General features: G+C 46.0%; 20 protein-coding genes and 3 tRNA genes. 12 read left to right on the top strand and 11 right to left on the bottom strand.

Annotated features, from left to right (window positions below; all coding sequences use genetic code 11):
- Positions 1-217 precede the first annotated feature (217 nt).
- Positions 218-2,224 carry an excinuclease ABC subunit UvrB gene (gene uvrB, locus KO531_RS04105; RefSeq protein ID WP_219250455.1) on the top strand — a complete coding sequence of 669 codons (2,007 nt, stop codon included), beginning with the start codon at positions 218-220 and terminating at the stop codon, positions 2,222-2,224.
- A gap of 76 nt (positions 2,225-2,300) precedes the next feature.
- Here uvrB and rrtA read toward each other — a convergent pair whose 3' ends face one another.
- Together rrtA and queC are read right to left on the bottom strand one after the other, a co-directional pair.
- A complete protein-coding gene (rrtA, locus tag KO531_RS04100) occupies positions 2,301-2,897 on the bottom strand; it encodes a rhombosortase (protein ID WP_219250454.1) in 597 nt (198 codons plus the stop codon).
- Positions 2,894-3,616, bottom strand: coding sequence for a 7-cyano-7-deazaguanine synthase QueC (gene queC / locus KO531_RS04095; RefSeq protein WP_105252449.1), 723 nt, complete (start codon positions 3,614-3,616; stop codon positions 2,894-2,896). Before queC ends, rrtA begins: the two co-directional genes overlap by 4 nt.
- A gap of 171 nt (positions 3,617-3,787) precedes the next feature.
- Here queC and queE point away from each other — a divergent pair, with 171 nt between their 5' ends.
- Positions 3,788-4,456 carry a 7-carboxy-7-deazaguanine synthase QueE gene (queE, locus tag KO531_RS04090; protein WP_173244967.1) on the top strand — a complete coding sequence of 223 codons (669 nt, stop codon included), beginning with the start codon at positions 3,788-3,790 and terminating at the stop codon, positions 4,454-4,456.
- A gap of 98 nt (positions 4,457-4,554) precedes the next feature.
- Here the strand turns inward: queE and KO531_RS04085 are convergent, their stop codons facing one another.
- The 4 genes from KO531_RS04085 to KO531_RS04070 form a co-directional block, all read right to left on the bottom strand.
- Entirely contained in the window at positions 4,555-5,700 is a 1,146-nt protein-coding gene (locus KO531_RS04085; RefSeq protein WP_173244964.1) for a PLP-dependent cysteine synthase family protein, read from the bottom strand.
- Positions 5,701-5,927: 227 nt separating this feature from the next.
- Positions 5,928-6,012: transfer RNA gene (locus KO531_RS04080), tRNA-Tyr, on the bottom strand.
- Positions 6,013-6,154: 142 nt separating this feature from the next.
- Positions 6,155-6,239 (bottom strand) — tRNA-Tyr (locus tag KO531_RS04075).
- Positions 6,240-6,310: 71 nt separating this feature from the next.
- Positions 6,311-6,395 (bottom strand) — tRNA-Tyr (locus KO531_RS04070).
- A 125-nt stretch (positions 6,396-6,520) separates the two neighbouring features.
- Here KO531_RS04070 and KO531_RS04065 point away from each other — a divergent pair.
- The 3 genes from KO531_RS04065 to KO531_RS04055 all read left to right on the top strand — a co-directional run bounded on the left by KO531_RS04065 (position 6,521) and on the right by KO531_RS04055 (position 9,934).
- Positions 6,521-7,009, top strand: coding sequence for a VC2046/SO_2500 family protein (locus tag KO531_RS04065; protein ID WP_131524165.1), 489 nt, complete (start codon positions 6,521-6,523; stop codon positions 7,007-7,009).
- Between the two features lie 208 nt (positions 7,010-7,217).
- Complete coding sequence (locus tag KO531_RS04060; protein WP_219250453.1) at positions 7,218-7,505, top strand: DUF406 family protein; 288 nt, start codon at positions 7,218-7,220, stop codon at positions 7,503-7,505.
- Between the two features lie 245 nt (positions 7,506-7,750).
- Positions 7,751-9,934, top strand: a complete 2,184-nt coding sequence (locus KO531_RS04055) for a GGDEF domain-containing phosphodiesterase (protein WP_173244961.1) — start codon at positions 7,751-7,753, stop codon at positions 9,932-9,934.
- Between the two features lie 152 nt (positions 9,935-10,086).
- Here the strand turns inward: KO531_RS04055 and KO531_RS04050 are convergent, their stop codons facing one another.
- Positions 10,087-10,602 carry a YchJ family protein gene (locus KO531_RS04050; protein WP_219250452.1) on the bottom strand — a complete coding sequence of 172 codons (516 nt, stop codon included), beginning with the start codon at positions 10,600-10,602 and terminating at the stop codon, positions 10,087-10,089.
- Between the two features lie 104 nt (positions 10,603-10,706).
- Positions 10,707-11,282 (bottom strand): DUF4440 domain-containing protein, encoded by a 576-nt coding sequence (locus KO531_RS04045; RefSeq protein WP_028760004.1) that lies wholly within the window; start codon positions 11,280-11,282, stop codon positions 10,707-10,709.
- 118 nt (positions 11,283-11,400) lie between these two features.
- Here KO531_RS04045 and smrA point away from each other — a divergent pair, with 118 nt between their 5' ends.
- Complete coding sequence (smrA, locus tag KO531_RS04040; RefSeq protein WP_198573474.1) at positions 11,401-11,991, top strand: DNA endonuclease SmrA; 591 nt, start codon at positions 11,401-11,403, stop codon at positions 11,989-11,991.
- Between the two features lie 84 nt (positions 11,992-12,075).
- Here the strand turns inward: smrA and KO531_RS04035 are convergent, their stop codons facing one another.
- Complete coding sequence (locus tag KO531_RS04035; RefSeq protein ID WP_219250451.1) at positions 12,076-13,941, bottom strand: M2 family metallopeptidase; 1,866 nt, start codon at positions 13,939-13,941, stop codon at positions 12,076-12,078.
- 220 nt (positions 13,942-14,161) lie between these two features.
- On the opposite strand from KO531_RS04035, the gene KO531_RS04030 reads away from it, so the two are divergent.
- The gene (locus KO531_RS04030) at positions 14,162-14,800 is read left to right on the top strand and encodes a TetR/AcrR family transcriptional regulator (RefSeq protein WP_028760001.1); all 639 of its coding nucleotides are present in this window, start codon (positions 14,162-14,164) and stop codon (positions 14,798-14,800) included.
- A 16-nt stretch (positions 14,801-14,816) separates the two neighbouring features.
- Positions 14,817-17,096, top strand: a complete 2,280-nt coding sequence (locus tag KO531_RS04025; RefSeq protein WP_028760000.1) for an acyl-CoA dehydrogenase — start codon at positions 14,817-14,819, stop codon at positions 17,094-17,096.
- A gap of 243 nt (positions 17,097-17,339) precedes the next feature.
- Here KO531_RS04025 and pyk read toward each other — a convergent pair whose 3' ends face one another.
- Both pyk and KO531_RS04015 read right to left on the bottom strand, forming a co-directional pair.
- Complete coding sequence (pyk, locus tag KO531_RS04020) at positions 17,340-18,779, bottom strand: pyruvate kinase (protein ID WP_105252459.1); 1,440 nt, start codon at positions 18,777-18,779, stop codon at positions 17,340-17,342.
- Positions 18,780-18,966: 187 nt separating this feature from the next.
- On the bottom strand, positions 18,967-19,821 hold the full coding sequence (locus KO531_RS04015) for a MurR/RpiR family transcriptional regulator (RefSeq protein ID WP_006081563.1): 855 nt from the start codon (positions 19,819-19,821) through the stop codon (positions 18,967-18,969).
- 312 nt (positions 19,822-20,133) lie between these two features.
- Between KO531_RS04015 and zwf the strand changes: the two genes are divergently transcribed.
- From zwf to KO531_RS03995, 4 genes are read left to right on the top strand one after another with little or no spacing between them, the layout of a single operon-like run.
- Positions 20,134-21,606, top strand: coding sequence for a glucose-6-phosphate dehydrogenase (gene zwf, locus KO531_RS04010; RefSeq protein WP_028759998.1), 1,473 nt, complete (start codon positions 20,134-20,136; stop codon positions 21,604-21,606).
- 9 nt (positions 21,607-21,615) lie between these two features.
- A complete protein-coding gene (gene pgl / locus KO531_RS04005) occupies positions 21,616-22,314 on the top strand; it encodes a 6-phosphogluconolactonase (RefSeq protein ID WP_105252460.1) in 699 nt (232 codons plus the stop codon).
- 24 nt (positions 22,315-22,338) lie between these two features.
- Complete coding sequence (gene edd / locus KO531_RS04000) at positions 22,339-24,165, top strand: phosphogluconate dehydratase (RefSeq protein ID WP_219250556.1); 1,827 nt, start codon at positions 22,339-22,341, stop codon at positions 24,163-24,165.
- A gap of 20 nt (positions 24,166-24,185) precedes the next feature.
- Positions 24,186-24,827, top strand: a complete 642-nt coding sequence (locus KO531_RS03995) for a bifunctional 4-hydroxy-2-oxoglutarate aldolase/2-dehydro-3-deoxy-phosphogluconate aldolase (protein ID WP_028759995.1) — start codon at positions 24,186-24,188, stop codon at positions 24,825-24,827.
- The last annotated feature ends 34 nt before the right edge of the window (positions 24,828-24,861 follow it).

Here is a 24,861-nt window from a genome sequence, read left to right as displayed (position 1 = left end):
ATTTCTTGTGTATTAAATTGGCATTTTTGCTTAGTTTGCGGGTGTTTTGTGAGCAAAAAACGCTGAAAACGCCTTAGTTTAAAAGTTTCATGTTTCTTCCTTTAAATTGTCATCTTGCGGTTTTAGATCGTATTGATATGACGACAGGAAGGATAACTGTGGAGCTTAGTCGGTGACTTGATTAGAATGGGGCGACTCACTAAAAGGATATGTGCGCGTGTCAGAATCTGTTTTTCAGCTTGAATCGCAATTCGCCCCCGCAGGCGACCAACCTACAGCGATTGCCAAATTAGTCGATGGACTCGAAGCGGGTCTGGCCTGCCAAACCTTACTCGGGGTGACGGGCTCAGGTAAAACCTTCACGATTGCCAATGTGATCCAAAAGTTAGGCCGACCCACGATTATCATGGCGCCTAATAAAACCTTGGCGGCGCAGCTTTATGGCGAGATGAAAGAGTTCTTTCCCCATAATGCGGTCGAGTATTTCGTTTCTTACTACGATTACTATCAGCCAGAAGCCTATGTACCTGCGTCAAATACCTTTATCGAAAAGGACGCTTCGGTTAATGCTCACATTGAGCAGATGCGCTTATCCGCCACTAAGGCGCTGTTAGAACGTAAAGATGTGGTGCTGATTGCTTCGGTGTCGGCTATTTATGGCTTGGGCGATCCCGATTCCTATTTAAAAATGTTGCTGCATCTACGCCAAGGCGATGTGATGGGGCAGCGTGACATCTTAATTCGTCTCAGTGAATTGCAGTACAAGCGCAATGATATTGAGCTACAACGTGGTACTTATCGTGTGCGCGGTGAAGTGATTGATATTTTCCCCGCCGATTCTGAGCGTAATGCCATTCGAGTCGAGTTGTTCGACGATGAGATTGAACGCTTAAGTGAGTTTGACCCGTTAACGGGCCATATTATTAAACGTATCGCCCGTACGACGGTTTACCCTAAAACACACTATGTCACGCCGCGGGAAAAAATCATCGCCGCCACTGAGTTTATTAAAGAAGAACTACGCGAGCGTAAGCAATATCTACTCGATAACAACAAGTTAATTGAAGCCCAGCGTATCCATGAGCGGGTGCAATACGATGTGGAAATGATGGTGGAGTTGGGTTATTGCTCTGGCATCGAAAACTACTCGCGCTATTTGTCTGGCCGCGCACCGGGGGAAGGACCACCAACCTTACTCGACTACTTGCCTGCCGACGGCTTATTAATTATCGATGAATCCCATGTGACTGTGCCGCAAATCGGCGCTATGTACAAAGGTGACCGTTCCCGTAAAACCACACTTGTGGAATACGGTTTCCGCTTACCATCCGCCTTGGATAACCGGCCGCTCAAGTTTGAAGAGTTTGAGCAATTGATGCCGCAAACTATCTATGTGTCGGCAACACCGAGTGCCTACGAGCTGGAAAAGAGCAAAGGCGAGATTGCTGAGCAGGTCGTGCGGCCAACGGGATTACTCGATCCTGAATTAGAAGTGCGCCCCGTTGGGACCCAAGTGGACGATTTATTGTCTGAAATCGCCAAGCGAGTGGCCGTCAATGAGCGGGTGCTAGTGACGACGCTGACTAAGCGTATGTCGGAGGATTTGACCGAATACCTCGACGAACATGGCGTAAAAGTGCGTTATCTGCATTCGGACATAGACACTGTCGAACGGGTTGAGATCATCCGCGATCTGCGTTTAGGTAAGTTTGATGTATTGGTTGGGATCAACTTATTGCGCGAAGGCTTAGATATGCCTGAAGTGTCATTGGTGTGTATTTTAGATGCCGATAAAGAGGGCTTCTTACGCTCTGAGCGCTCGCTCATCCAAACGATTGGCCGCGCGGCGCGTAACGTCAATGGTAAAGTGATCCTCTATGCCGATCGCATCACCAATTCGATGGAGAAAGCGATAGGTGAAACTGACCGACGTCGTGAACGTCAGCGGGCGCACAACTTAAAACACGGTATCACGCCTAAGGGTGTCGTTAAACGGATCACCGATGTGATGGATGTGGATGATGGCCGCGACAGTAAAGCTGTGTATGGCAAAGTAGCTGAGCCTAAGTCCCATTACCATAAAGCCGATGCGGCAGAGTTAAGCCATCAAATCGATCAGCTTGAGAAGAAGATGCATGAACATGCGCGCAACTTAGAGTTTGAACAAGCGGCGGCAATACGTGATGAAGTCAAGCACCTGCGGGACCTGTTGATCAAAGCCTAGATTTATTCTTGCGCTTAGCATTTAAAAAGCCGTCCAGCAATCATGCTGCGACGGCTTTTTAATATCTTGACTTGGATTAAGCAGGGACTTTTGATTGGCTCATTTTTAGCTTGATAAACACCGCTAAAGCGCAAATCAGCCCGCAGATTAAGCCGACCAAATGCGCCTCGGTTGCTACGCGCGCACCTATCATGGCGGTGACATCACTGCTTGCACCATAAAGCTGTTCGTAACCGATCTTGATGATAACGCCAACGAGCAGCAGATAGCCTGAGCGCAGCTTACGGACAATATCCTGCACTGCGCCGTAGGCGAACAAGCCATGCAACATACCGCTTAAGCCGACATAACCGAGCAATTGCGGATAGCCTAAATACAAGCCTATACCTTCAAGTAAACATAACACGAAAAATAGTGCACTTAAGCCTTTGAGATGATAATGAAAATGGTGCAAAAATAGCACCACCCACAGCCCTGCAAGGTTCATCAATAGATGCCATTGATTCGTGTGCAGTAAATTTCCTGTGATTAATCGCCACCATTCACCCTCACTAATTGCACTGCGGCGATAGGCGAGTAGGTTATCGACAGTGGGGCTTGCTAAGCCTGCTGCATACAAACCCGCACAAAGAAGACTCACCATCAGCGCGACCCAATAGGGACTGCGTGTCATGCTTTAGGCTCGCTGGCGTCAAGCTCAGCCATGATCGCTGCTTTATTCTGTAGATAGTCATCTAATCCACGTTTGCGAAGATGACAGGCAGGGCAATCACCACAGCCATCGCCAATCACGCCGTTATAACAGGTGAGAGTATGGTGGCGAACCAGATCAAGTTGCCGATATTTATCCGCCAGTGCCCAGGTTTGTGCCTTATTGAGCCACATTAAAGGCGTGATGATTTTTAGTTGTTTATCCATGCCTTGAACTAAGGCGGATTCCATCGCTTTGACAAAATCGTTACGACAATCAGGGTAGCCTGAAAAATCGGTTTCACACACGCCTGTGATAATCGCCTGCGCCCCTAATTGATAGGCATAAATGCCTGCAAGCGTTAAAAATAAAATATTACGGCCGGGCACGAAGGTATTGGGTAAGCCATTTTCCATCAACTCGTGTGAAACGGGTATCGCATCACGGGTGAGGGCTGAAATAGCTAACTCATTGAGTAAGGTGACATCCATGACTTTATGGCTGGTGATCTTCAGGCGTTTTGCTAAGGATTTGGCAACTTCAATTTCTTCGCGGTGACGTTGACCGTAGTCAAAAGTGATCCCATGTACTTCATCGTACTGGGTTAGGGCTTGAATAAGACAGGTTGTTGAGTCTTGTCCGCCACTGAATACCACCACTGCTTTGGACACCACTGTTTTTGACACTAAGCTCGTTGACATAAAGGATTTCACTTCACCGTAGAACAGGTATAAATAGGGCGTTAGTGTAACTCAGGCCTTAGGGCTTGCAAACTCTGACTATAGGGTCGAAATAGGCTTTCTCGGCGCAAAAACTTGCAGCTCAAGCTAAAATCCACTATAAATGCCGCCCCAGAAAAGTGGAACGTCAGTATGAATTACCCTGTCAACGAAGTATTTGAAACCATTCAAGGTGAAGGTGTCTTTACCGGAGTGCCCGCCATATTTGTCCGCCTACAAGGTTGTCCCGTGGGATGTGCTTGGTGCGATACGAAACAGACATGGGATGTGCTTGAAGCCAATAAGGTGTCGCCAGAGCAAGTGATTACCGTGGACGGCACCATTGGTCGCTGGGCTGATCATACGGCGCAAAGCCTTATCGCTGCCTTTCACGCTAAAGGTTTTACTGCGCGGCATATCGTGATCACCGGCGGAGAGCCTTGTATGTACGATTTACGCGAATTAACCGAGACCTTGCACAGCCAAGGCTTTGCGACTCAAATCGAAACCAGTGGCACCTTCGAAATCAACTGTGCCGATGACACTTGGGTGACAGTATCACCCAAGGTGAACATGAAAGGGGGCTATCAGGTATTAGCACAGGCGCTGAACCGCGCCAATGAGATTAAGCATCCTATCGCTACTGAAAATCACATCGATGAACTTGATGAGTTACTGCAAGACATCGATATTTCAGCGAAAACGATTTGCCTGCAGCCGATTAGTCAAAAGCCGCGGGCGACCGAATTGGCGATTAAAGTGTGTATCGCCCGTAATTGGCGCTTATCGATCCAGACCCATAAGTATTTGAATATTGATTAATGCTAATCTGCAAAGCATAAAAAACGCCTCACAGTTGTGGGGCGTTTTTTATGGTGGATGTTTTGTGGATTCTAAACCTAATGACTTAATACCGTCGCTTAATCAAGCTCACTTAACTGGCCGAAATGATTAAATGCTGCAAGTTGGCGCTGATAGGGCGCAATATCGCCAATGTTAGCTGTAATCCAATCTGTATCGTAATAAGTATCAAGGTAACGCTCACCCGAGTCACAAATGAGGGTCACTATTGAGCCTTGCTCTCCACGCGCTTGCATTTGTACGGCAAGTTGCAATGCGCCGTACAGGTTGGTTCCTGTGGATGCGCCGGTTTTACGGCCAATCAATTGTTCTAACCAATGAATCGTCGCCACTGATGCGGCGTCGGGAATTTGCAGCATAGTATCGACAACACCAGGAATAAACGATGGCTCGACTCTCGGTCGACCTATGCCTTCAATCTTACTGCCATTGCAACAGGTTAAGCTGGCATCGCCGCTCTGATAGAAATCAAAAAAAACGGAGTTTTGCGGGTCGACCACGCAAAGTTGTGTTGCCAACCTCTGATAGCGAATGTAACGGCCTATGGTCGCCGATGTGCCGCCAGTGCCTGGGCTCATCACTATCCAGCGCGGGATCGTGTGTGGCTCGCGCTCCATCTGATTGAAAATCGAGTTAGCGATATTGTTATTACCGCGCCAGTCGGTAGCACGCTCGGCGTAGGTGAATTGATCCATATAATGGCCGCCAAGCTCTGCGGCAAGGCGCGCCGATTCTGCGTAAATCTCACTGGAATGATCGACAAAATGACATTGACCGCCATAGAAAGTGATCTGCTCAATCTTCTTTTTAGCCGTGCTTTTGGGCATCACGGCAATAAAAGGTAAACCGAGTAAACGGGCAAAATAGGCTTCAGAAATCGCTGTGCTGCCCGATGAGGATTCGATAATTGGCGTGCCTTGCTTAATCCAGCCGTTACACAGGGCATAGAGGAAGAGTGAGCGGGCGAGGCGATGCTTCAAACTCCCTGTCGGGTGGGTACTTTCATCTTTGAGATAAATATCTATGCCATCGAGCATAGGTAATTCAAGCTTAATCAAGTGGGTATCGGCGCTGCGCTGAAAATCCGCTTCAATCTTGCCTATCGCGTGGGCTTCCCATGTTGGGCAGAGTCTGTGAGCGCTGTGAGAATCCACTGGTGGTTGAATCGTGTTAGAAATCATAGTAGTCACATCGAAAGGGATCATTTTCAGAGCATATCACAGGGACGGGCAAAGCGGTTTTATTGGATGACCTTGAAGTCATTCACTTAAATTAGAGCACGACGTAATTGAAATCAAAAATGTCGTCCACCAAAAAGTTTACTTAATATAGATATGCCAAGAATTTAATCAGATCAAGCTGGAACAGTCAGATTAAGTTGGAACAGACTAAGCGGAAGTGGAACAAGAAGGATATGCGATAGTGAAAGAAATGGTGGAGGGAGAAGGATTCGAACCTTCGAAGGCTGAGCCGTCAGATTTACAGTCTGATCCCTTTGGCCACTCGGGAACCCCTCCACAAACTTTCTTTTTAGCTTTACAACTGACTTTTAAAATTGTCTTTCAAAACATCATCAATAACGGACTTGTTTATCAAGACAAAACTAGACATTGGCCATGTTTAGTCTTTGAAAATGATTATCTGCGTTAGAGATAAAGATGGTGGAGGGAGAAGGATTCGAACCTTCGAAGGCTGAGCCGTCAGATTTACAGTCTGATCCCTTTGGCCACTCGGGAACCCCTCCACGAATACCTTTAACGCTTTTGTAAAACTCTATATTATTTTCGAACAACACGATAAAACTTGCAGTGCAAATGGTGGAGGGAGAAGGATTCGAACCTTCGAAGGCTGAGCCGTCAGATTTACAGTCTGATCCCTTTGGCCACTCGGGAACCCCTCCTCAATTGCGGCCGCCATAGTAGTCAGAAACCTTTTCCATGTAAATACCCAATTTAAAAATATTCCTAAAGTTATGTATCAAATGGTCGATTAACTAACAACGAATTGTTTTGACGATGTTTTTTTATGCAAATTGATGTTCCTTTAGTCAACGAAGCCCAAATTGGCACCCGCTTAAACGCGGCGATAGAAAACGACAGACGGGGCGAATTCGCCCTGTTGCTGTCGTTACTGTCGGTTGACGCTCGGGACATGGCGCAATTCCAATGGCAAAATGAACTTGATATGGCGCAAAAATTACAACGTCAGTTCGAATTGCCACCGCAGCAAAGTTTAATGGCGGATTTATCGTCTGCTGAACCAGTGGTTGATAACAGCAGTATTTTTATGGCTCAAGGTCCACGTGCGTTTCAATTACAACAAGCATTGCGACCGGAAGCCTTAGTCATCCGTGGCGGCGAGTCAGTCGCAATGGCAGAAGCGTTAAGTAACTGTGACCATGTGACTCAGCTGAGGCAAAGGGGCCAATTAACCGCACCCAAAGTCGAGATCATGCACTTTGCTGATCAATTGGCAATCCAACGTAATCTTGTGCCTTTGCTCGCCTCAGCCTAAGGCCGTCTTCCCGCAAGTGGTCTTCAATACCCATCAAGTCAATCTGATCCATTTCGATAAATAAGCGTGAGCTAAAGCCAGTTATCTTGAAGCTTAATTACCTATAATTCGTATTAACCTATCGAGTTAAAATTTACCGCGTTAAAAATTTAACGAGCATATTTTAGTGATGCCGTTAATCAGTCGCTCTATACATTAAGGAATACAGATGAAAGGCATAATAGAAGCACAGAGCCCGACAGTGAATGACACTTGCACCGATTGCGGCAGCTTTGTCGATATCGGCGCCGTTATTGATGAACACGATACGTTATTGACGTTAAATTTTGTTGGCGATAGCGCTCAAGCGGATGCCGAAAGCATGGCAACACGCGCTCAAACTCGATTTGCTGAAGTGCAAACTGAATTTGTGACTAAGACTGGAGGCGTCGACTTACTGCTGACCTTCAATGTCAGCGCGGAAAAAATGATTTTTCAATTGGAAAACGGCCTGTAATTTTTAAAGCAGCACTTTAGTTTTTAGTCGGTTATGGATATCACGGAAATCGCGCTAATTGCCTAAAAATGCTGCTATTGTTAACTAAATTGTAATAAATTGTGCCACATGTTGCTGTGCTTACAACAGTTAGTGTAATCTGCCTCCAAATAAGAATAATTCAATCAGCTTAATTCTAAATTTCAAGGTAAGTTTGCTAACAGCAAAGACCTTTAGCCCAACACGAAGTTTTGTAGGGAACCAGCGTGAAGCGACGTCAGCATCAGCATTTATTGGAGTCTTTGGTACAGTCAACTGCAAAACAGCAGGGCGATTTCACAAAGACGGCAGAGTTAACCACAGAGTTGTTGTGCCAGAATTTAGCGGTTTCTTTGGTATCAGTGTGGACTTTTTCATCTGATCAACAAACCCAATCACTCGTCGCACAATTTGGTTCTATTATGTTGCAAGACATTCATAGACCTAAGTTATTACAAGATTGTCCCCGGTATGTACACGAGCTCAAAACTCTGCGCCATATCGATGCAGGCAATGCCCTCACCGATCCACGTTTAAGTGAATTGGCTGAGTGCTATTTTATCCCGCGGCAAATCAACTCGAGTCTTGACATCGCCATTCGTATCAATGGCCATCTCGAAGGTGTGCTCTGCATCGAGCGGGCACAATTGACTCCCCACTGGCATGACAGTGAAATTCACCTCGCGTGCCAGATGGCCGACCAATTAGCCCTGACCTTAGCGACAAAACACAGCTACGATAAAGAAGAAAGCTTGAGTTTATTTCGCTGTGCCACTGAACAATCGCGACAAATCAGTATGTTAATTAATCTGCATACTGAAAAAGTCGAGTATGTGAATCAGGCGCACAGTGAAATCACTGGCATGCCCCGTGAACAGATTATCGGCGCGAATATCCGTGAGTTGGCTTTTTTCAAGCAGCATGCCCAATTAGCCGAGCAAACTCTAGCGCAAATCTTTAGGGGCGAAATTGCCAAAGGCGAAGTGCAGTTTAGTCGTGCCGATGGCAGTCGTTATTGGCTGACATACGTGCTGAGTCAGTTCATTACCGATCGCGGCAATCATTATGCCTTGGTCTCGTGTGAAGAAAATACCGACGAGCATAACTATAAGTCAGAGCTTGAACGGCTTGCTTGGCGTTGTGGATTAACGGGACTACATAACCGTACTCATTTTAATCAAGTCCTTGAACGTACCACGAAGGGACTGTTGTTATTAGTTGATTTAGTGGGATTTAAGCGTTTTAACGATACCTATGGTCATGAAAATGGCGATAGTTTGTTGATAGAAATTGCCCGCCGTTTGAAACATTTTTCTGAGATTAATAAGGCCACCGAAATTGCCCGCGTCGGCAGCGATGAATTTGCCGTGCTATTGACCGATGATAATGCGGTTTACGATCTCGATTATTTTAGTACGCGCCTGTATCAACATCTTGCTATGCCTATTTTAATCGGCCGTGAGCAAGTCGAACCAAAGCCTGCTTTAGCTGTGGTTGATATTGCCTCTGTTGCGAGTTTGTTTGCCCCATTAACCTGTGCCGATATTGCAGTGCAGTATGCTAAAAAGAAAAAAGGCACTGCAATCCAAGTATTTAACAGCACGTTATTGAGTGCATTTAAAGAGGATGCGCAGATAGAACGTGATTTACACAGTGCGATCCGTGGTCGTCAGTTTGAGCTTTATTATCAGCCACTGAGGGATCTTGAGCAGAATACCTATATTGGCGCCGAAGCCTTAATCCGTTGGCATCACCCTAAAAGAGGCGTGTTATTTCCAGCTTCCTTTATTGATATTGCTGAGCAGTCGGGGATGATAAATTCTATCGGCAGTTGGGTTTTAGAGGCCGCATGTCGACAGTTAAACCTATGGCAGCATCATAATGCAGAGATGACAATGCATGTGAATGTGTCGGCCCGCCAGTTCTTCAGTGGTAATTTATTCGAGCAAGTGTGGCAGTTGTTGACGCGTTATCGCTTGAAACCTAAGACGTTAATCTTAGAGATCACTGAGACTGAATTGATGGGTGATATTCGCCACGCGACCTTGTTATGCCAAGAATTAGCGGAATTAGGCGTAGGGCTCGCGATTGACGATTTTGGGACGGGTTACTGCTCTATGCGTTATTTGAAGCAGTTTCCGATCAGTAAACTTAAGATTGATCGTTCGTTTATTTCAGATCTTACCGTCAGCCGCGAAAGTCGCGAAATTGTGTCAGCCATTATCGCCATGGCGAATGCATTAAATATATCTTTGACGGCAGAAGGGGTTGAAACCCTTGAGCAAGAAGCATTTTTAGCGAAAAGTTTTTGTCATCAGGCGCAGGGTTATCTCTATAGCCCTGCATTACGGGAGCCTGAGTTTGCACAATTTATCTTGTCGGCTAAAAGTGCTTCGGTCATAACCCACTAAGTCACAATTATTTCAAATGTGCTGCTCACGATAAAAAAAGGCAACCTAGGTTTGTAATCTAGGTTGCCTTTATTATTCATCTCTGTGCTTGTTCAATCAGCACTATAAACCTTCACCGTCATTCTCCAGTGCAGTTCAGCACTGTATACCTATTAAGATTTTAAGCAGCATTGTTTGAATTTTTTGCCACTATGGCAAATACAGAGATCATTTCTACCGGGTAATTTAGCCGTCATTTGCTGGCCTTGGCTGTAATACCAGCGACTTGCTTGGTAGATAAATTCGGATCGCTCATAGATAGCATCAATTTCACCATCGAGCTTATACCAAGCTTTAAAAGTAACAGTGCCATGTCGTTGTTCAGCTATCGCCGCTTGAGCATTGTGGATTGGTGTTTCAGTGCTGCTCTGTACATCTAATCCTAACCAATGTGGGTGAGGACCAGCATTGAGGCTCGTGAGAGTAAGGCCATTTAGATAGTCTGGATGATGTGTTTTTAAAATGTAATCAAAATTTTTCAATACAAATGCGCAGTAGCGTGAGCGCATAAGTTGTTCAGGTGTACGGGCAATCACTTGCCCAGAGTCTACATGCGTATGCAGTGGACCACAGCAATCTTGATAGCTTATCCCACTGCCACAGGGGCAGGCTTGCTTAGTTGTAGTCATGTTAGCTAAATCTTTAATTTAATTGTATTTGTTTAAATTTATTCGATTTCTATCTAAATGCGTTAGATGTGAGATAGTCCATTTAAACGTAATCGGCATTAATATTAGGGTAATTTTTTACCCGCAGGTAAAGGCGGAAATTGGCGACCATAATATAAGTTAGGTACCGGTTTCGCATTCAGATAATAGCTAGGTTCTGCGCGGTTATTGGTATCTAAGCTCACTTTCCATTGGGTGGATGAGACTTTTTCTGTACCAATAGCAAATTTGCCCGCAAATTCACTCACAGGTTCGCCAGTTTCTTGTGCTGGGTAAAATCGAACCAAATAATAGCCTGTATCTATGGCACCATTACCGATAATTTTGCGTTTAGTAATGCGGAAATCCACGTCAATAGTGGCTTTTTTGGCGCGGATTTTATCGAAAAACTTTTTGTAAATGGCGACAATATTGTCTCGTCCATAGTAAATTTCTTTACTTTGACTCTCAGATAAGTAGCTAGCGTCATCAGCGTAAATCTCACGGGTCACCTCAGGAGACAATTGATTAAAAGCGCTAATAAACAAAGGGTAATTAGCGTTGATCAATTGATCATCAGTGGATTTTGTATGAGTTTTAGCTGGATTGGCTAAGCTTGGTAGCGACAATAAGCACATCAGGACTAGCGGCAAAAATTTCATTACTTTATTCTAATCTGGCAATCATGGCGTCACTATAATGGAGGCGCCCGCTGAACTAAAGCCTTGAATGTTTACAAAGTGTGTTTCTGTACAAGAGTGTGAAGTAAAGGAGCTTGCCATGCTGGATGATGAATCAGCACTGTTTTTTGAGGAAATGGCTGGAGTCGTGCCACTAAAAGGCGATATGCCAGTGGTAAATTTAGCACCGAAAGCGTTGACGGCTGAGCAAATACACAGACGCGATGCTTTACAACGGGAAGCCTTCCTAGCGTGTATGCCACTGGATTTAAAAGCGTTTCCACAGCAAGCGCCAGATGACATTGTGAGCTTTAAGCGTGAGGGGGTACAAGGCGGCGTTTTTAAACGACTGCGAATGGGGCAATACAGCATCAAGATGGAGCTTGATGTGCATGCTTATCGGTTAAACCAAGCTCGTGATGCCGTCCTTAACTATTTACTGGCAGCGCAGGCACATGGTGAACGCTGTGTCATGTTGATCCACGGTAAAGGCTATCAGAGTCAACCCTTTGCGGGATTGCTCAAATCCGCTGTGTGCTATTGGTTATCACAACTCGACATGGTGCTTGCCTATCATTCGGCGAAAACCGAGCAGGGCGGTGCTGGGGCACTTTATGTGATGTTAACTAAGTCAGAACAGCTCAAGCTTGAAAACCGTGAAGCCAATCGTAAAGGCATGGGATGGCGTTAGATTAAACAGATAAGTATTGAATAAAAATGCCCAATTTTATTGGGCATTTTGTTTTATGTTATTGGGTGATGATTTAATGAACCCTTACCAACCACACTGGCGGTTTGCGGTGGTATTTTGCTCATCTAACCATGTTTTAAGTGGTGCGAAGTAATCGAGCACCGCTTTTGCATCCATGGCTTCTTTGCCGGTGACTTCTTTCAATGCTTCTGGCCAAGGTTTACTTAAGCCTAACTCGAGCATCTTATTGAGTTTATCTCCCGCGGCTTGATTGCCATAAATACTGCATCTGTGTACCGGACCTTTATCGCCTGCAGTTTCACACAGCGCTTGATGGAATTGGAATTGCAAAATATGCGCTAGGAAGTAACGGGTGTAGGGTACATTGCCTGGTACATGGTATTTAGCACCCGGATCAAAATCTGCTTCACTACGTTCAGTTGGTGCTTTGACGCCTTGGTATTTTTCCCTCAGATCCCACCAAGCTTGGTTATATTGGGCGGGCGTGATTTCGCCGCTAAACACTTTCCAGCGCCACTGATCTATCATCAGGCCAAAGGGCAAGAAAGCAATTTTGTCTAAGGCTTGTTTTAGTAAGAGGCCGATATCCTTAGATGTATCAGGTACTTCTTCTAATAAGCCGATTTGCTTTAAGTAGCTTGGCGTGATTGACAGTGCAATTGTGTCACCAATTGCTTCATGGAAACCGTCGTTAGCGCTGTTTTTAAACAGGAAGGGTTGTTGCTTATAAGCGCGTTGATAGAAGTTATGCCCAAGTTCGTGGTGGATAACGCTAAAATCTTCGGCAGTTTTTTGGATACACATTTTAATGCGGATATCGTCGAGATTATCGAGATCCCACGCCGAAGCGTGACAAACCACATCACGGTCCTTTGGCTGAACGAATAGAGAACGTGCCCAAAAACTTTCTGGCAATGGTGCGAACCCTAATGATGTGAAGAAGCCTTCGGCTTGTTTCACCATTTTATGCTCGTCATAGCCTTTCTTTGCGAGTAACTCAGTGACATCGTAACCCGGATCAGCATTGTCAGGGGCGACGAGATCATACACATTACCCCATTGCTGAGCCCACATGTTGCCAAGTAAGTGTGCCGGGATGGGTCCAGTGGTCGGTGCGACGGTATCGCCGTACTCTTTATTCAATTCTCCCCGTACGTAGCAGTGCAAGGACTCATAAAGTGGCTTAACTTGGCCCCAAAGACGGTCGAGTTCCTGTGAAAAGTCATCGGGCTTCATATCGTATTGACTGCGCCATAGTTCAGACAGGTTGGCATAACCAAGATCCTTCGCGCCTTCATTGGCCAGTTCAACTTCGCGTTGAAACAAGGGGCGCATGGGTTTAGCTATTTCACGCCAGCCTTTCCACGCTTCCAGTAATTTTACGGGATCACGTGATTCGGCCATTAAGCTCGATAGCTCAGGCTGAGTCATACACTTGCCGTCGGCAAAACAGTATTTACCTTTGCCGTACAAGCCATTTAATTCTGAACTAATTTGCGCCAGCTCGGTATTCTTCGCAGGATCGAGCGGCGCGGGTAACACTAACGCACTGCGCAGGATATTGAGCTTGCGGGCATTTACGGGATCGAGTTGCACATTGGCATACTTAGCCGCCTCGGTTGCAAATTTTACCGACGCGGCACTGACCTTTTCGCCGACTGCGGCAGACAGGGCCGCGGTATCATCAGTAATAAAGTTGCTGTAAATCCACTCGGCGCGATTAGATTCAATCGATAATTCGGCCATCTTGGCTTCAGCATCATTAATAAAAGCAATGGCTTGTGCTTTATCTGGGGCGGTATTGATGACAGCTGCTTCTGCAGTAGCTGTCTTGTCTGTTTTACTTTGAGCATCATTACAGGCCGTTAATCCCAGCGCGAGTGCCACTGTGAGGGCGATTTTACTGCGACGATTCAATGAAATAACCATGTCTAGTTGTCCTTGTTGTTTTTGTGTTACACAGTTTACCTAAACCACAGGGTTATTGCACAAGGGTTAATTGACTTGTTTTTAACACTTATTCGGACATGTACGACATACCGCTTGTATCACAGACTAGAAAGCGGTGAATTTGTCCAATTTTAGTTTGACATCCGTGGTGCCAATGTTTAATTTAAACGAGTGTTTTAAATTAATTCAAGGTCACGGAATGGCAAGTCGATCCGATACAAAAACTAGAATACTTGATGCCGCAGAAAAACTGTTCGCCGAACGGGGCTTTTCTGAGACTTCCTTGCGACTCATTACCAGCAAAGCTGAGGTGAATTTAGCATCGGTCAATTATCACTTTGGTTCTAAAAAAGAGCTGATCCGTGCAGTGTTAGCCCGCTATTTAGACGTATTTATGCCTGCTGCTTCAAGCCAAATTCACCGTTTAAATGCCGCTCCAGCACAAGCTACACTCGAAGAGATCCTGTCTTCTTTGGTCGATCCTTTATTGGATTTAAACGCGCTACGTACCGAAGGTACCACGATCTTCCTGCAGCTTTTAGGCCGTGGCTATATCGAAAGCCAAGGGCATTTACGTTGGTTTATTACTACCCATTACGGCCAGCATCTCGATGCTTTTGTTAAAGCCGTTTCGGCCAGTGCACCACATATTCCACCCGCTGAAATGTTTTGGCGCTTACACTTTACCTTAGGCACTATCGTGTTCACTATGGCGTCCGCTGATGCCCTAAATGACATTGCTGCTGCTGAGTTTGGTGAGCATAACGACATCGAAGCCGTGATCCGTAAAGTGATCCCCTACATGGCGGCTGGTGTATCAGTCCCCGTTTCTTCTTAATTAAAAGGTCTTGATAATGTTGACGATTATAATTCTTGCCCTGATAGCCATTGTCGTGTTGTTTGCGGTGAAAAATATCCGGATGCAGTTTATTACCCGCCCAGTTTTTAGTTTTTTCAAGAAGGTCTTGCCGCCACTTTCAGATACCGAGCGCGAAGCGATGGAAGCCGGTGATGTCTGGTGGGAAGGGGAGTTATTCCGCGGAAATCCTAACTGGAATACCTTGCACAGCTACGGTAAGCCGACGCTGACAGCTGAAGAAAAAGACTTTATTGATAATCAAGTAATGACAGCACTGACGATGATCGATGATTTCGACATAGTGCATAACCGCAAGGATTTACCGCCAGAGCTGTGGGAATACTTTAAGAAAGAAGGTTTCTTCGCACTGATCATTCCGAAGAAATTTGGTGGTAAAGCTTTCTCTGCCTATGCAAACTCGACCATTGTCAGCAAATTAGCCAGCCGTAGCGTAAGCGCTGCTGTGACTGTGATGGTGCCGAACTCTTTAGGCCCAGGTGAGTTGCTGACCCACTATGGTACGAGCGAGCAGAAAGAACGCTGGTTACCTGCTTTAGCTAAAGGCGATGAAATTCCTTGTTTTGCATTAACTGGTCCAGAAGCGGGCAGTGATGCCGGCGCTATCCCCGATGTAGGTATTGTGTGTCGTGATATTTTCAACGGCGAAGAAATGCTTGGGCTTAAACTTACATGGGATAAGCGTTATATCACGCTGGCTCCTGTAGCAACAGTGCTGGGTTTAGCGTTCCAAATGCGCGATCCTGAAGGTCTGCTTGGCGATAAGAAAAACTTAGGCATTACCTGTGCGTTGATCCCAACGGATCATCCTGGTGTGGTTATTGGTCGTCGTCATAATCCGCTGGGAATGGCGTTTATGAACGGTACTACTCAAGGTAAAGAAGTGTTTATTCCGCTCGATTGGATTATCGGTGGCCCTGAGTTTGCTGGTAAAGGCTGGCGTATGCTGGTTGAGTGTTTGTCAGCGGGCCGCGGTATTTCATTGCCAGCATTGGCAACGGCTTCTGGTCACATGGCGACGAAGACGACAACGGCTTACAGCTATGTGCGTCACCAGTTTGGAATGGCAATTGGTCAGTTTGAAGGGGTGCAAGAAGCGCTGGCGCGTATTATTGCCAACACTTATCAGTTAGAAGCCGCACGCCGTTTAACAACCACGGGTATCGATCTTAAAGTCAAACCTTCTGTCGTGACCGCGATAGCTAAGTACCACATGACTGAATTAGGCCGTTCAGTGATGAACGATGCCATGGATATTCAATCGGGTAAGGGCATTCAATTAGGACCTAAAAACTATTTAGGCCACCCTTATATGTCGAATCCAATTTCGATCACTGTGGAAGGCGCGAATATTCTAACCCGCTCGTTGATGATTTTTGGTCAAGGTGCGACTCGCTGCCATCCATACGTGCTCGCCGAAATGGAAGCCGCAGCGATGGAAAACCAACATGAAGCCTTAGAGCGTTTTGATGCGTTATTAATGGGTCACATGGGTTATGCCACGCGTAATGCTTTCAGTGCTTTGTTTAGCGCGTTAAGCGGTAGCCGTTTTGGCAGTGCGCCAGTGAGCGGTGAAACTAAGCAGTACTATAAAGATATGTCGCGTATTTCGTCTGCATTAGCCTTAATGACAGATTTATCTATGCTGATCATGGGCGGCGATTTAAAACGCAAAGAAATGCTGTCTGCACGTATGGGTGATGTGCTCAGCCAGTTGTATTTAGGCTCAGCGACCTTGAAGTTATTTGAAGATAATGGCCGTCAACAGGACGATTTGCCTGCGGTACGTTATGTAATGGCCAATCGTTTGCACTTGGCGGCTAAAGCGTTGGAAGACACGATTCGTAACTTCCCGAGCCGTCCTGTGGCCTGGTTACTGCGCGGCTTAATTTTCCCGCTGGGTAATCACTTCACTGCACCGAGCGACAAAATGGCGACCGATTTAGTTAGCGGTATGTTGAAGCCTGGCCCTGCTCGTGAACGTATTACTTTCTTATGTCCTGAATTTGAAGGGGATAAGGGCGGTATTGCTGAAGTAGAGCAAGCATTTATCGCGCAATATGCCTGTAAAGATATCTATAAAAAACTGAAGAAAGCGCAGCGTGCCGGTGAGTTGCCAGCAAAAGTGCCGAATCTAGTCTTGTTTGCAAAAGCACTCGAGACTGGCGTTATCACTGCCGACGAAGAACAAAAGTTACAGCATGCTGATAAGCTGCGCTTAGCGGCAATTAATGTGAATGATTTCGAAGCGTTATAGTGATTGCTAGTGTTTGATGTTCGCGTTTAATGTTAATGCAGTTTGGTCTAAGCGGTGTTAAGTTCGATAGCTAAGCCGTTTGGGCCGCTTAGATTTCCTTCAGCAATGAGAACCTGACAAATTTCCATCAACAGAAATAAGCACTTACAGAAAACAGTCAATATAAAAAAACCACCTTCATGAGGTGGTTTTTTATTGGCTGTTTTCTAACGAGCTTGAGTTGTTAGAGGAAGCTTAAGCAACTTAAGCTACGATCAACACTTTACAGGTGTTAGTGCCGCCGATCGTTTCCATTGCATCGCCTTTGGTCATCAGCACCATATCACCGCTATTCAAATAACCAGCCGCTGTTAATGCTTCTAACGCTTTTTGCGCTAGCTCATCGGCTGGGTGGATAGTTGAATCGAAGTAGATTGGTAACACGCCGCGGTACAAGGCCATTTTGGCTAGGGTTGTTGCGTGACGTGATAAACCCAAGATTGGCAGTGAAGAACTGATACGAGACATCAACTGTGGTGTTGCACCTGATTCAGTCAGAGCGATAATCGCCTTAACGCCTTCTAGGTGGTTTGCTGCATACATAGTTGATAGCGCAATGGTCTCTTCAACTGAAGTGAAACGCACATCTAATCTATGTTTAGACACAATCACACTTGGGTGAGATTCAGCGCCAACACACACATTTGCCATTGCCTTAACGGTTTCTTCTGGGAAGTCACCGGCAGCAGTTTCAGCAGATAACATCACAGCATCGGTACCATCAAGCACAGCGTTCGCCACGTCCATTACTTCGGCGCGGGTTGGCATTGGGCTTGAAATCATCGATTCCATCATCTGGGTGGCAGTGATGACGACTTTATTCAGTTGGCGTGAACGGGCGATTAACTTCTTTTGTACTGCAACGAGTGCTGCATCACCAATTTCAACACCTAAGTCACCACGGGCAACCATAACAACGTCAGACGCTAAGATAACATCATCCATAGCGGCATCGGTCGCAACCGCTTCAGCACGTTCAACTTTAGCAACGATCAACGCATTACAACCTGCTTGACGGGCAAGATCGCGTGCATAGTCCAAGTCAGCACCACTGCGCGGGAAAGACACGGCTAAATAATCCACTTGGATCATTGCTGCAGTGAGAATGTCAGCCTTGTCTTTTTCGGTCAGCGCAGCAGCAGAAAGTCCGCCGCCTTGTTTGTTAATACCTTTGTTGTTAGATAAAGGGCCTGCCACAGTCACTGTGGTATGCACTTTACGGCCTTCAACACGCTCAACGCGTAATTGAACACGGCCATCATCTAACATCAGGATATCACCAACAGTCACATCGTCTGGCAATTGCTTGTAATCGATACCCACTTGGGTCTCGTCGCCTTCACCTTTGGCTAACTCGGCATCAAGTACATAGGCTTGACCTAATACGAGTTGTACTTTCTTATTGTCTTTGAAAGTAGAAACGCGGATTTTAGGGCCTTGTAAGTCACCAAGAATGGCCACATGAACGCCTAACTCTTTAGCGATTTCGCGCGCTTGAGTTGCTCGTTTTAGATGATCTTCGGGGGAACCGTGGGAGAAATTAAGACGTACAACGTTTGCACCTGCCGCGATGATGCGGCGTAGGTTATCATCACGATCGGTAGCGGGACCTAGAGTGGTGACGATTTTGGTTCTGCGGAACATAAGGATACTCCGTTAAAGTTAAAAAAAATCTTGGGACTATATTACCATGCAATTCCAAATTTTGTAGTAAAGTTACAATCAAATTGATCTAAAGTTATGTATGAAAATTGTGAGGTATCGCTGATATTTGCACGATAAATGGCTAGGTTAAGGATCAACACTAGCCATTTTTAGAAAAGGAAGTGAGTTACAGTATCGGATCTTTATTGATGCGAGACTCTTTTAACACTTCTTTCACTCGTTTCAAATTATCGCGGAAACGTGGACCTCTACGTAAGGTAAAACCCGTTGCCAATACATCTATAGTGACTAATTGGGCTAAACGCGAGGCCATAGGTAAATACATGTCAGTATCTTCTGGCACTTCCATTGTCACGGGCAGTGTACATTCCATTGATAAAGGCGAGTTGCGGGCGGTAATACCAATCACAGCTGCACCATTTTCTCTCGCTAAACGCGCGATTTCAATCAATGACTTAGTACGGCCAGTGTGGGAAATCAATACCACCACATCGCCCTCATTACTGTTAATACAGCTCATGCGTTGCATTAGAACATCGTCAAAACAGATGACAGGGACATTAAATCGGAAGAATTTATTTTGCGCGTCATGGGCAACTGAAGCGGATGCGCCTAGGCCAAAAAAGGAAATAGTCTTAGCTTGAGTGAGAATATCAACGGCTTTATTAATGGCTGAAATGTCTAGGCTTTGACGTGCGGTATCGAGCGAAGCCATTGAAGATTCGAATATTTTTGTCGTATAAGACTCAGTCGAATCATCTTCTTCAACGTGGCGGCTCACATAAGGTGTACCGTTCGCAAGACTTTGCGCTAGATGTAACTTAAAATCAGGGAAACCTTTAGTATCTAAGCGGCGGCAGAAACGATTCACAGTAGGTTCACTGACATCTGCCATCTTAGCCAGTGTGGCGATGCTAGAATGTATAGCTGTCTGTGGTGATGCTAAGATCACCTCTGCAACTTTGCGTTCTGATTTACTAAAATGGGTGAGGCTTTTTTGAACCTTTTCTAGGGTATTCATACGCGTATGTCCGCTAAATTGAGAATGTAATTTTATTTATTTTTATTTCGTGGGAGCAGATCAAGACTGGCAGCCCACTAATAGACTCTATGTAGTAACTTTTCAGTACAATTTTGAAATAAGACTTTACTACCTTCAGTAATTTAAGCACAAAAAGCATATCAGATTTATGCAGCAAGTGACTAGTTAGCAAGAATGTTAATATTTATAAAAATAGATGCATTTAACAAATTCTGTTGTTATATTACAACAAAAGTGTGGATTTCTTCATCGACATGAAGGGACACGACATACAAAGGAGATCGTAACGCAATGGGCAAAACAACATCAGGCGCCAAAGCTTGTGACTTCGTACTCTTTGGTACTAAAGGCGATTTGGCACGACGCAAGTTGTTACCTTCTTTATACCAGCTAGATAAAGCTGAACTTCTCGATAAAGATACGAAAGTGATCGGTGTCGCGAAAGACGAGTTTACTCAAGATGAGTTTATCGAATTAGTCACGCTTGCATTAAACACCTTCGTGAAAGAGCCTTTGTGCGAAGAGACTCTCCAACGTTTTCTGTCCCGCTGCCACTATATAGGCACTAACTTTACCGATTCAGCGGGCTACAGTGCCTTCCATGATCTGCTCAAACCAGAAGAGCGCGTTATGGTCAGTTACTTTGCTACGCCACCTGCAATATTCGGCGACATTTGCCGTTGTTTGCATGAACAAGATCTTATCCACCCAGATTCACGCGTGGTGCTCGAAAAGCCCATCGGCTCAGATTTAGACTCTTCTCGCGTTATCAATGACCAAGTTTCCGCTTACTTCAAAGAACGTCAGGTTTACCGTATCGACCATTACTTAGGTAAAGAAACCGTACAGAACTTGATTGCCCTGCGTTTTGCGAACTCTTTATTTGCCTCTAAGTGGGACAACCGTACGATTGACCACGTCCAGATCACAGTCGCAGAAGAAGTGGGTATCGAAGGCCGTTGGGGTTACTTCGACAAAGCGGGTCAAATGCGTGACATGATCCAAAACCATTTGCTGCAAGTGTTAACGCTCGTTGCCATGGACCCACCTGTTAACTTAGACGCTGACAGTATCCGTGATGAAAAAGTTAAAGTACTTAAATCACTGCGTCCGATTAATTCTGACAATGTGTATGAAAATACCGTACGCGGTCAGTACAGCGCAGGCTTCTTAAAGGGCAGTCCAGTACCGGGTTATTTAGAAGAAGAAGGCGCCAACCTTCAATCACACACAGAAACCTTCGTGGCTATTCGTGTGGATATCGACAACTGGCGTTGGGCGGGCGTGCCTTTCTATTTACGTAGCGGTAAACGTATGCCGTTTAAGAGCTCTGAAATTGTGGTGTATTTTAAAAACCCACCGCATAACTTATATCGCTCAAGCTACCGTAATCTGCCACCGAACAAGCTGACGATCCGTCTGCAGCCCCATGAAGGGGTTGAAATCCAGATGATGAACAAAGTGCCAGGTTTGGAGCAAAAACAACGTCTACAAACCACTAAACTCGATTTGAGCTTCTCTGATACCTTTAAAAATGAACGTATCGCTGATGCCTACGAGCGTCTATTACTCGAAGCTATGCTCGGTAATCAAGCGCTGTTCGTGCGCCGCGACGAAGTCGAGCAGGCATGGACTTGGGTGGATGGCATTATCCAATCGTGGGAACAAAGCAACGAAAAACCAAAACCTTATCCTGCGGGTACTTGGGGTCCAGTTGCGTCAGTTGCTTTGATCACCAAAGATGGCCGTTCGTGGGACGAGTAGGAGACTTTGATGATTAAAGAAACCGTATTCAAATCTTTCGATACGCCAAGTGCGTTAGAACAACAGCTTGCGAATAGAATTGCGAGCCAGTTGCAGGAAGCCGTCGATGCCCGCGGAAAAGCGAGCTTAGTGGTTTCCGGTGGTTCGACGCCGCTTAAGTTATTTCAACTATTGAGCATGAAATCCATCGATTGGAGTGATGTTTATATCACGCTTGCCGATGAGCGCTGGGTTGAAGCCGACGCCGATGCTTCTAATGAGCGTCTCGTGCGTGAACATTTATTACAAAACCGTGCGGCGAATGCCAAATTCCGCGGTTTAAAAAACATGTTTTCGACTGCAGAAGCGGGCGCCGATATGGCCGCCGAGTCCTTGTCTAACTTCCCACGTCCTTTTGATGTGGTGGTGTTAGGCATGGGTAACGATGGTCATACCTGCTCTTGGTTTCCCTGCAGTGCTGAGCTTGAAAATGCGCTCACAACCCAAGCCCTGTGTGTGGCGACGAACCCCACCACAGCGCCCCATGGTAGAATTACGCTCTCTAAGAGTGCGATTCTGAACAGCAGACAAATTTATCTGCACTTGGTCGGGGAACAGAAATTATCCGTATATCGTCAAGCGTTAGAAAGTGATGATGTCCATGCTATGCCTATCAGAGCCGTATTAGCGCAGCGTAAAACGCCCGTTGATGTGTTCTGGAGCGCTTAAGGAGTCACTATGCACTCAGTAGAAATACACTCAGTAGTTCAAGCTGTTACCGACAGAATTATTGCCCGTAGCAAAGCGTCACGTGAAGGTTATCTCGCCGCATTGAATGATGCTCGTAACCATGGTGTACACCGTAGCTCATTGAGCTGTGGCAACTTAGCCCATGGTTTTGCCGCCTGTAATCCAGACGACAAAAATTCATTGCGTCAATTAAATAAGGCGAACATCGGCATAGTGACGGCATTTAACGATATGTTATCTGCGCACCAACCCTATGAAAGCTATCCTGAATTGCTTAAAAAAGCCTGTCAGGAAGTCGGCAGTGTTGCACAAGTGGCGGGCGGTGTTCCGGCCATGTGTGACGGTGTGACTCAAGGTCAACCCGGTATGGAATTGAGCTTACTGAGTCGTGAAGTGATTGCGATGGCAACGGCTGTGGGTTTGTCTCACAACATGTTCGATGGCGCTTTACTGCTCGGCATTTGCGATAAAATCGTTCCAGGTTTACTTATCGGCGCCTTAAGTTTTGGTCACTTACCTATGTTATTCGTGCCGGCAGGGCCGATGAAATCAGGTATCCCGAACAAAGAAAAAGCCCGTATTCGTCAACAATTTGCCCAAGGTAAAGTAGACCGTGCACAGCTATTAGAAGCTGAAGCCCAGTCTTACCACAGTGCGGGAACCTGTACTTTCTACGGCACGGCAAACTCGAATCAGTTGATGCTTGAAGTGATGGGCCTGCAGTTACCTGGCTCGTCATTTGTGAATCCTGATGATCCACTGCGCGAAGCGTTAAATAAGATGGCAGCTAAGCAAGTGTGTCGTTTAACCGAAATGGGCACCCAATATACCCCAATCGGTGAAGTGGTCAGCGAAAAATCTGTGGTTAACGGCATAGTCGCGCTATTAGCGACAGGCGGTTCAACTAACTTGACGATGCACATAGTCGCCGCGGCTCGTGCTGCCGGTATTATTGTGAACTGGGATGATTTTTCTGAATTATCCGATGCTGTACCACTAGTGGCGCGCGTGTATCCAAACGGTCATGCCGATATTAATCACTTCCATGCAGCCGGTGGCATGGCGTACTTAATCAAAGAATTGCTCGATGCGGGTCTATTGCATGAAGATGTGAATACCGTTGCGGGCTTTGGTTTACGCCGTTATACCCAAGAGCCAAGGCTGCTCGACGGTGAACTGCGCTGGGTCGATGGTCCAACGACTAGCTTAGATACTGAAGTGTTAACGTCAGTCGCATCACCTTTCCAAGGCAACGGTGGCTTAAAATTACTCAAAGGTAACTTAGGCCGCGCTGTGATCAAAGTGTCAGCAGTACAAGAACAACATCGTGTCGTTGAAGCGCCCGCGGTGGTGATTGACGATCAAAACAAACTCGATGCCTTGTTCCAAGCCGGTGCTCTGGATAGAGATTGTGTTGTGGTGGTTAAAGGTCAAGGCCCGAAAGCCAATGGTATGCCAGAACTGCACAAGTTAACCCCATTATTGGGAACGCTTCAGGACAAAGGCTTTAAAGTCGCGCTGCTGACCGACGGTCGCATGTCTGGTGCGTCGGGTAAAGTCCCTGCGGCCATTCATTTAACGCCAGAAGCCTTAGATGGCGGTTTAATTGCCAAAGTCCAAGATGGCGACTTGATCCGTGTCGATGCGTTAACAGGCGAACTGAGCCTGCTGGTCTCTGAAGCTGAACTTGCCACCAGAGCCGCGGGAATAGTGGATTTACATCGCTCACGTTATGGCATGGGCCGCGAGTTATTTAGTGCGCTACGTTCAAATCTAAGTAGTCCAGAAACTGGTGCGCGTTGTACTAATGCCATCGATGAACTTTATTAATACAAAGGAAGAATAACGCAATGCTTGAGAATAACTGGTCACTACAGCCACAAGATATTTTTAAACGCAGCCCTATTGTTCCTGTTATGGTGATTAACAAGATTGAACATGCGGTGCCATTAGCGCGAGCACTGGTTGCCGGCGGCATTAGCGTGTTAGAAGTGACTTTGCGTACGCCTTGTGCACTCGAAGCTATCACTAAAATCGCCAAAGAAGTGCCTGAGGCCTTAGTGGGCGCAGGGACTATCCTAAACGAAGCTCAGCTTGATCTTGCGATTGCCGCGGGTGCGCAGTTTATTATTACCCCAGGCGCGACGGTTGAACTGCTCAAAGCGGGTATGCATGGTCCAATCCCTTTAATTCCAGGGGTTGCGAGCATTTCAGAAGTGATGACGGGGATGGCGCTCGGTTACACCCACTTTAAATTCTTCCCAGCTGAAGCTTCGGGTGGTGTTGATGCTCTTAAAGCCTTCTCGGGTCCGCTAGCGGATATTCGCTTCTGCCCAACAGGTGGCATTACGCCAAGTAGCTATAAAGATTATTTAGCGCTGAAAAACGTCGATTGTATTGGTGGTAGTTGGATTGCGCCAACGGATGCAATGGAACACGGCGATTGGGATCGTATCACTCAACTTTGTAAAGATGCCATTGGCGCTTTATAAATCGAGTTTGAAATAGTGACAAAATAAAAACCAC

Origin of the sequence: Shewanella sp. NKUCC06_TVS (genome assembly GCF_019345515.1) — a bacterium.
Lineage (GTDB): Bacteria > Pseudomonadota > Gammaproteobacteria > Enterobacterales > Shewanellaceae > Shewanella > Shewanella oncorhynchi.
Note: the sequence above shows the minus strand (reverse complement) of the source record. Positions and strands in the feature narration are given on the sequence as shown.

Bases quoted from the DNA above. Each gene is read 5' to 3' on its own strand.
- smrA (WP_198573474.1), top strand. From the start codon at position 11,401: ATGCTGGATGATGAATCAGCACTGTTTTTTGAGGAAATGGCTGGAGTC.
- rrtA (WP_219250454.1), bottom strand. From the start codon at position 2,897: ATGACACGCAGTCCCTATTGGGTCGCGCTGATGGTGAGTCTTCTTTGT.
- KO531_RS04085 (WP_173244964.1), bottom strand. From the start codon at position 5,700: ATGATCCCTTTCGATGTGACTACTATGATTTCTAACACGATTCAACCA.
- zwf (WP_028759998.1), top strand. From the start codon at position 20,134: ATGGGCAAAACAACATCAGGCGCCAAAGCTTGTGACTTCGTACTCTTT.
- queE (WP_173244967.1), top strand. From the start codon at position 3,788: ATGAATTACCCTGTCAACGAAGTATTTGAAACCATTCAAGGTGAAGGT.
- pyk (WP_105252459.1), bottom strand. From the start codon at position 18,779: ATGTTCCGCAGAACCAAAATCGTCACCACTCTAGGTCCCGCTACCGAT.
- KO531_RS04025 (WP_028760000.1), top strand. From the start codon at position 14,817: ATGTTGACGATTATAATTCTTGCCCTGATAGCCATTGTCGTGTTGTTT.
- KO531_RS03995 (WP_028759995.1), top strand. From the start codon at position 24,186: ATGCTTGAGAATAACTGGTCACTACAGCCACAAGATATTTTTAAACGC.
- KO531_RS04065 (WP_131524165.1), top strand. From the start codon at position 6,521: ATGCAAATTGATGTTCCTTTAGTCAACGAAGCCCAAATTGGCACCCGC.
- KO531_RS04035 (WP_219250451.1), bottom strand. From the start codon at position 13,941: ATGGTTATTTCATTGAATCGTCGCAGTAAAATCGCCCTCACAGTGGCA.
- queC (WP_105252449.1), bottom strand. From the start codon at position 3,616: ATGTCAACGAGCTTAGTGTCAAAAACAGTGGTGTCCAAAGCAGTGGTG.
- KO531_RS04015 (WP_006081563.1), bottom strand. From the start codon at position 19,821: ATGAATACCCTAGAAAAGGTTCAAAAAAGCCTCACCCATTTTAGTAAA.
- KO531_RS04060 (WP_219250453.1), top strand. From the start codon at position 7,218: ATGAAAGGCATAATAGAAGCACAGAGCCCGACAGTGAATGACACTTGC.
- pgl (WP_105252460.1), top strand. From the start codon at position 21,616: ATGATTAAAGAAACCGTATTCAAATCTTTCGATACGCCAAGTGCGTTA.
- KO531_RS04045 (WP_028760004.1), bottom strand. From the start codon at position 11,282: ATGAAATTTTTGCCGCTAGTCCTGATGTGCTTATTGTCGCTACCAAGC.
- KO531_RS04050 (WP_219250452.1), bottom strand. From the start codon at position 10,602: ATGACTACAACTAAGCAAGCCTGCCCCTGTGGCAGTGGGATAAGCTAT.
- KO531_RS04030 (WP_028760001.1), top strand. From the start codon at position 14,162: ATGGCAAGTCGATCCGATACAAAAACTAGAATACTTGATGCCGCAGAA.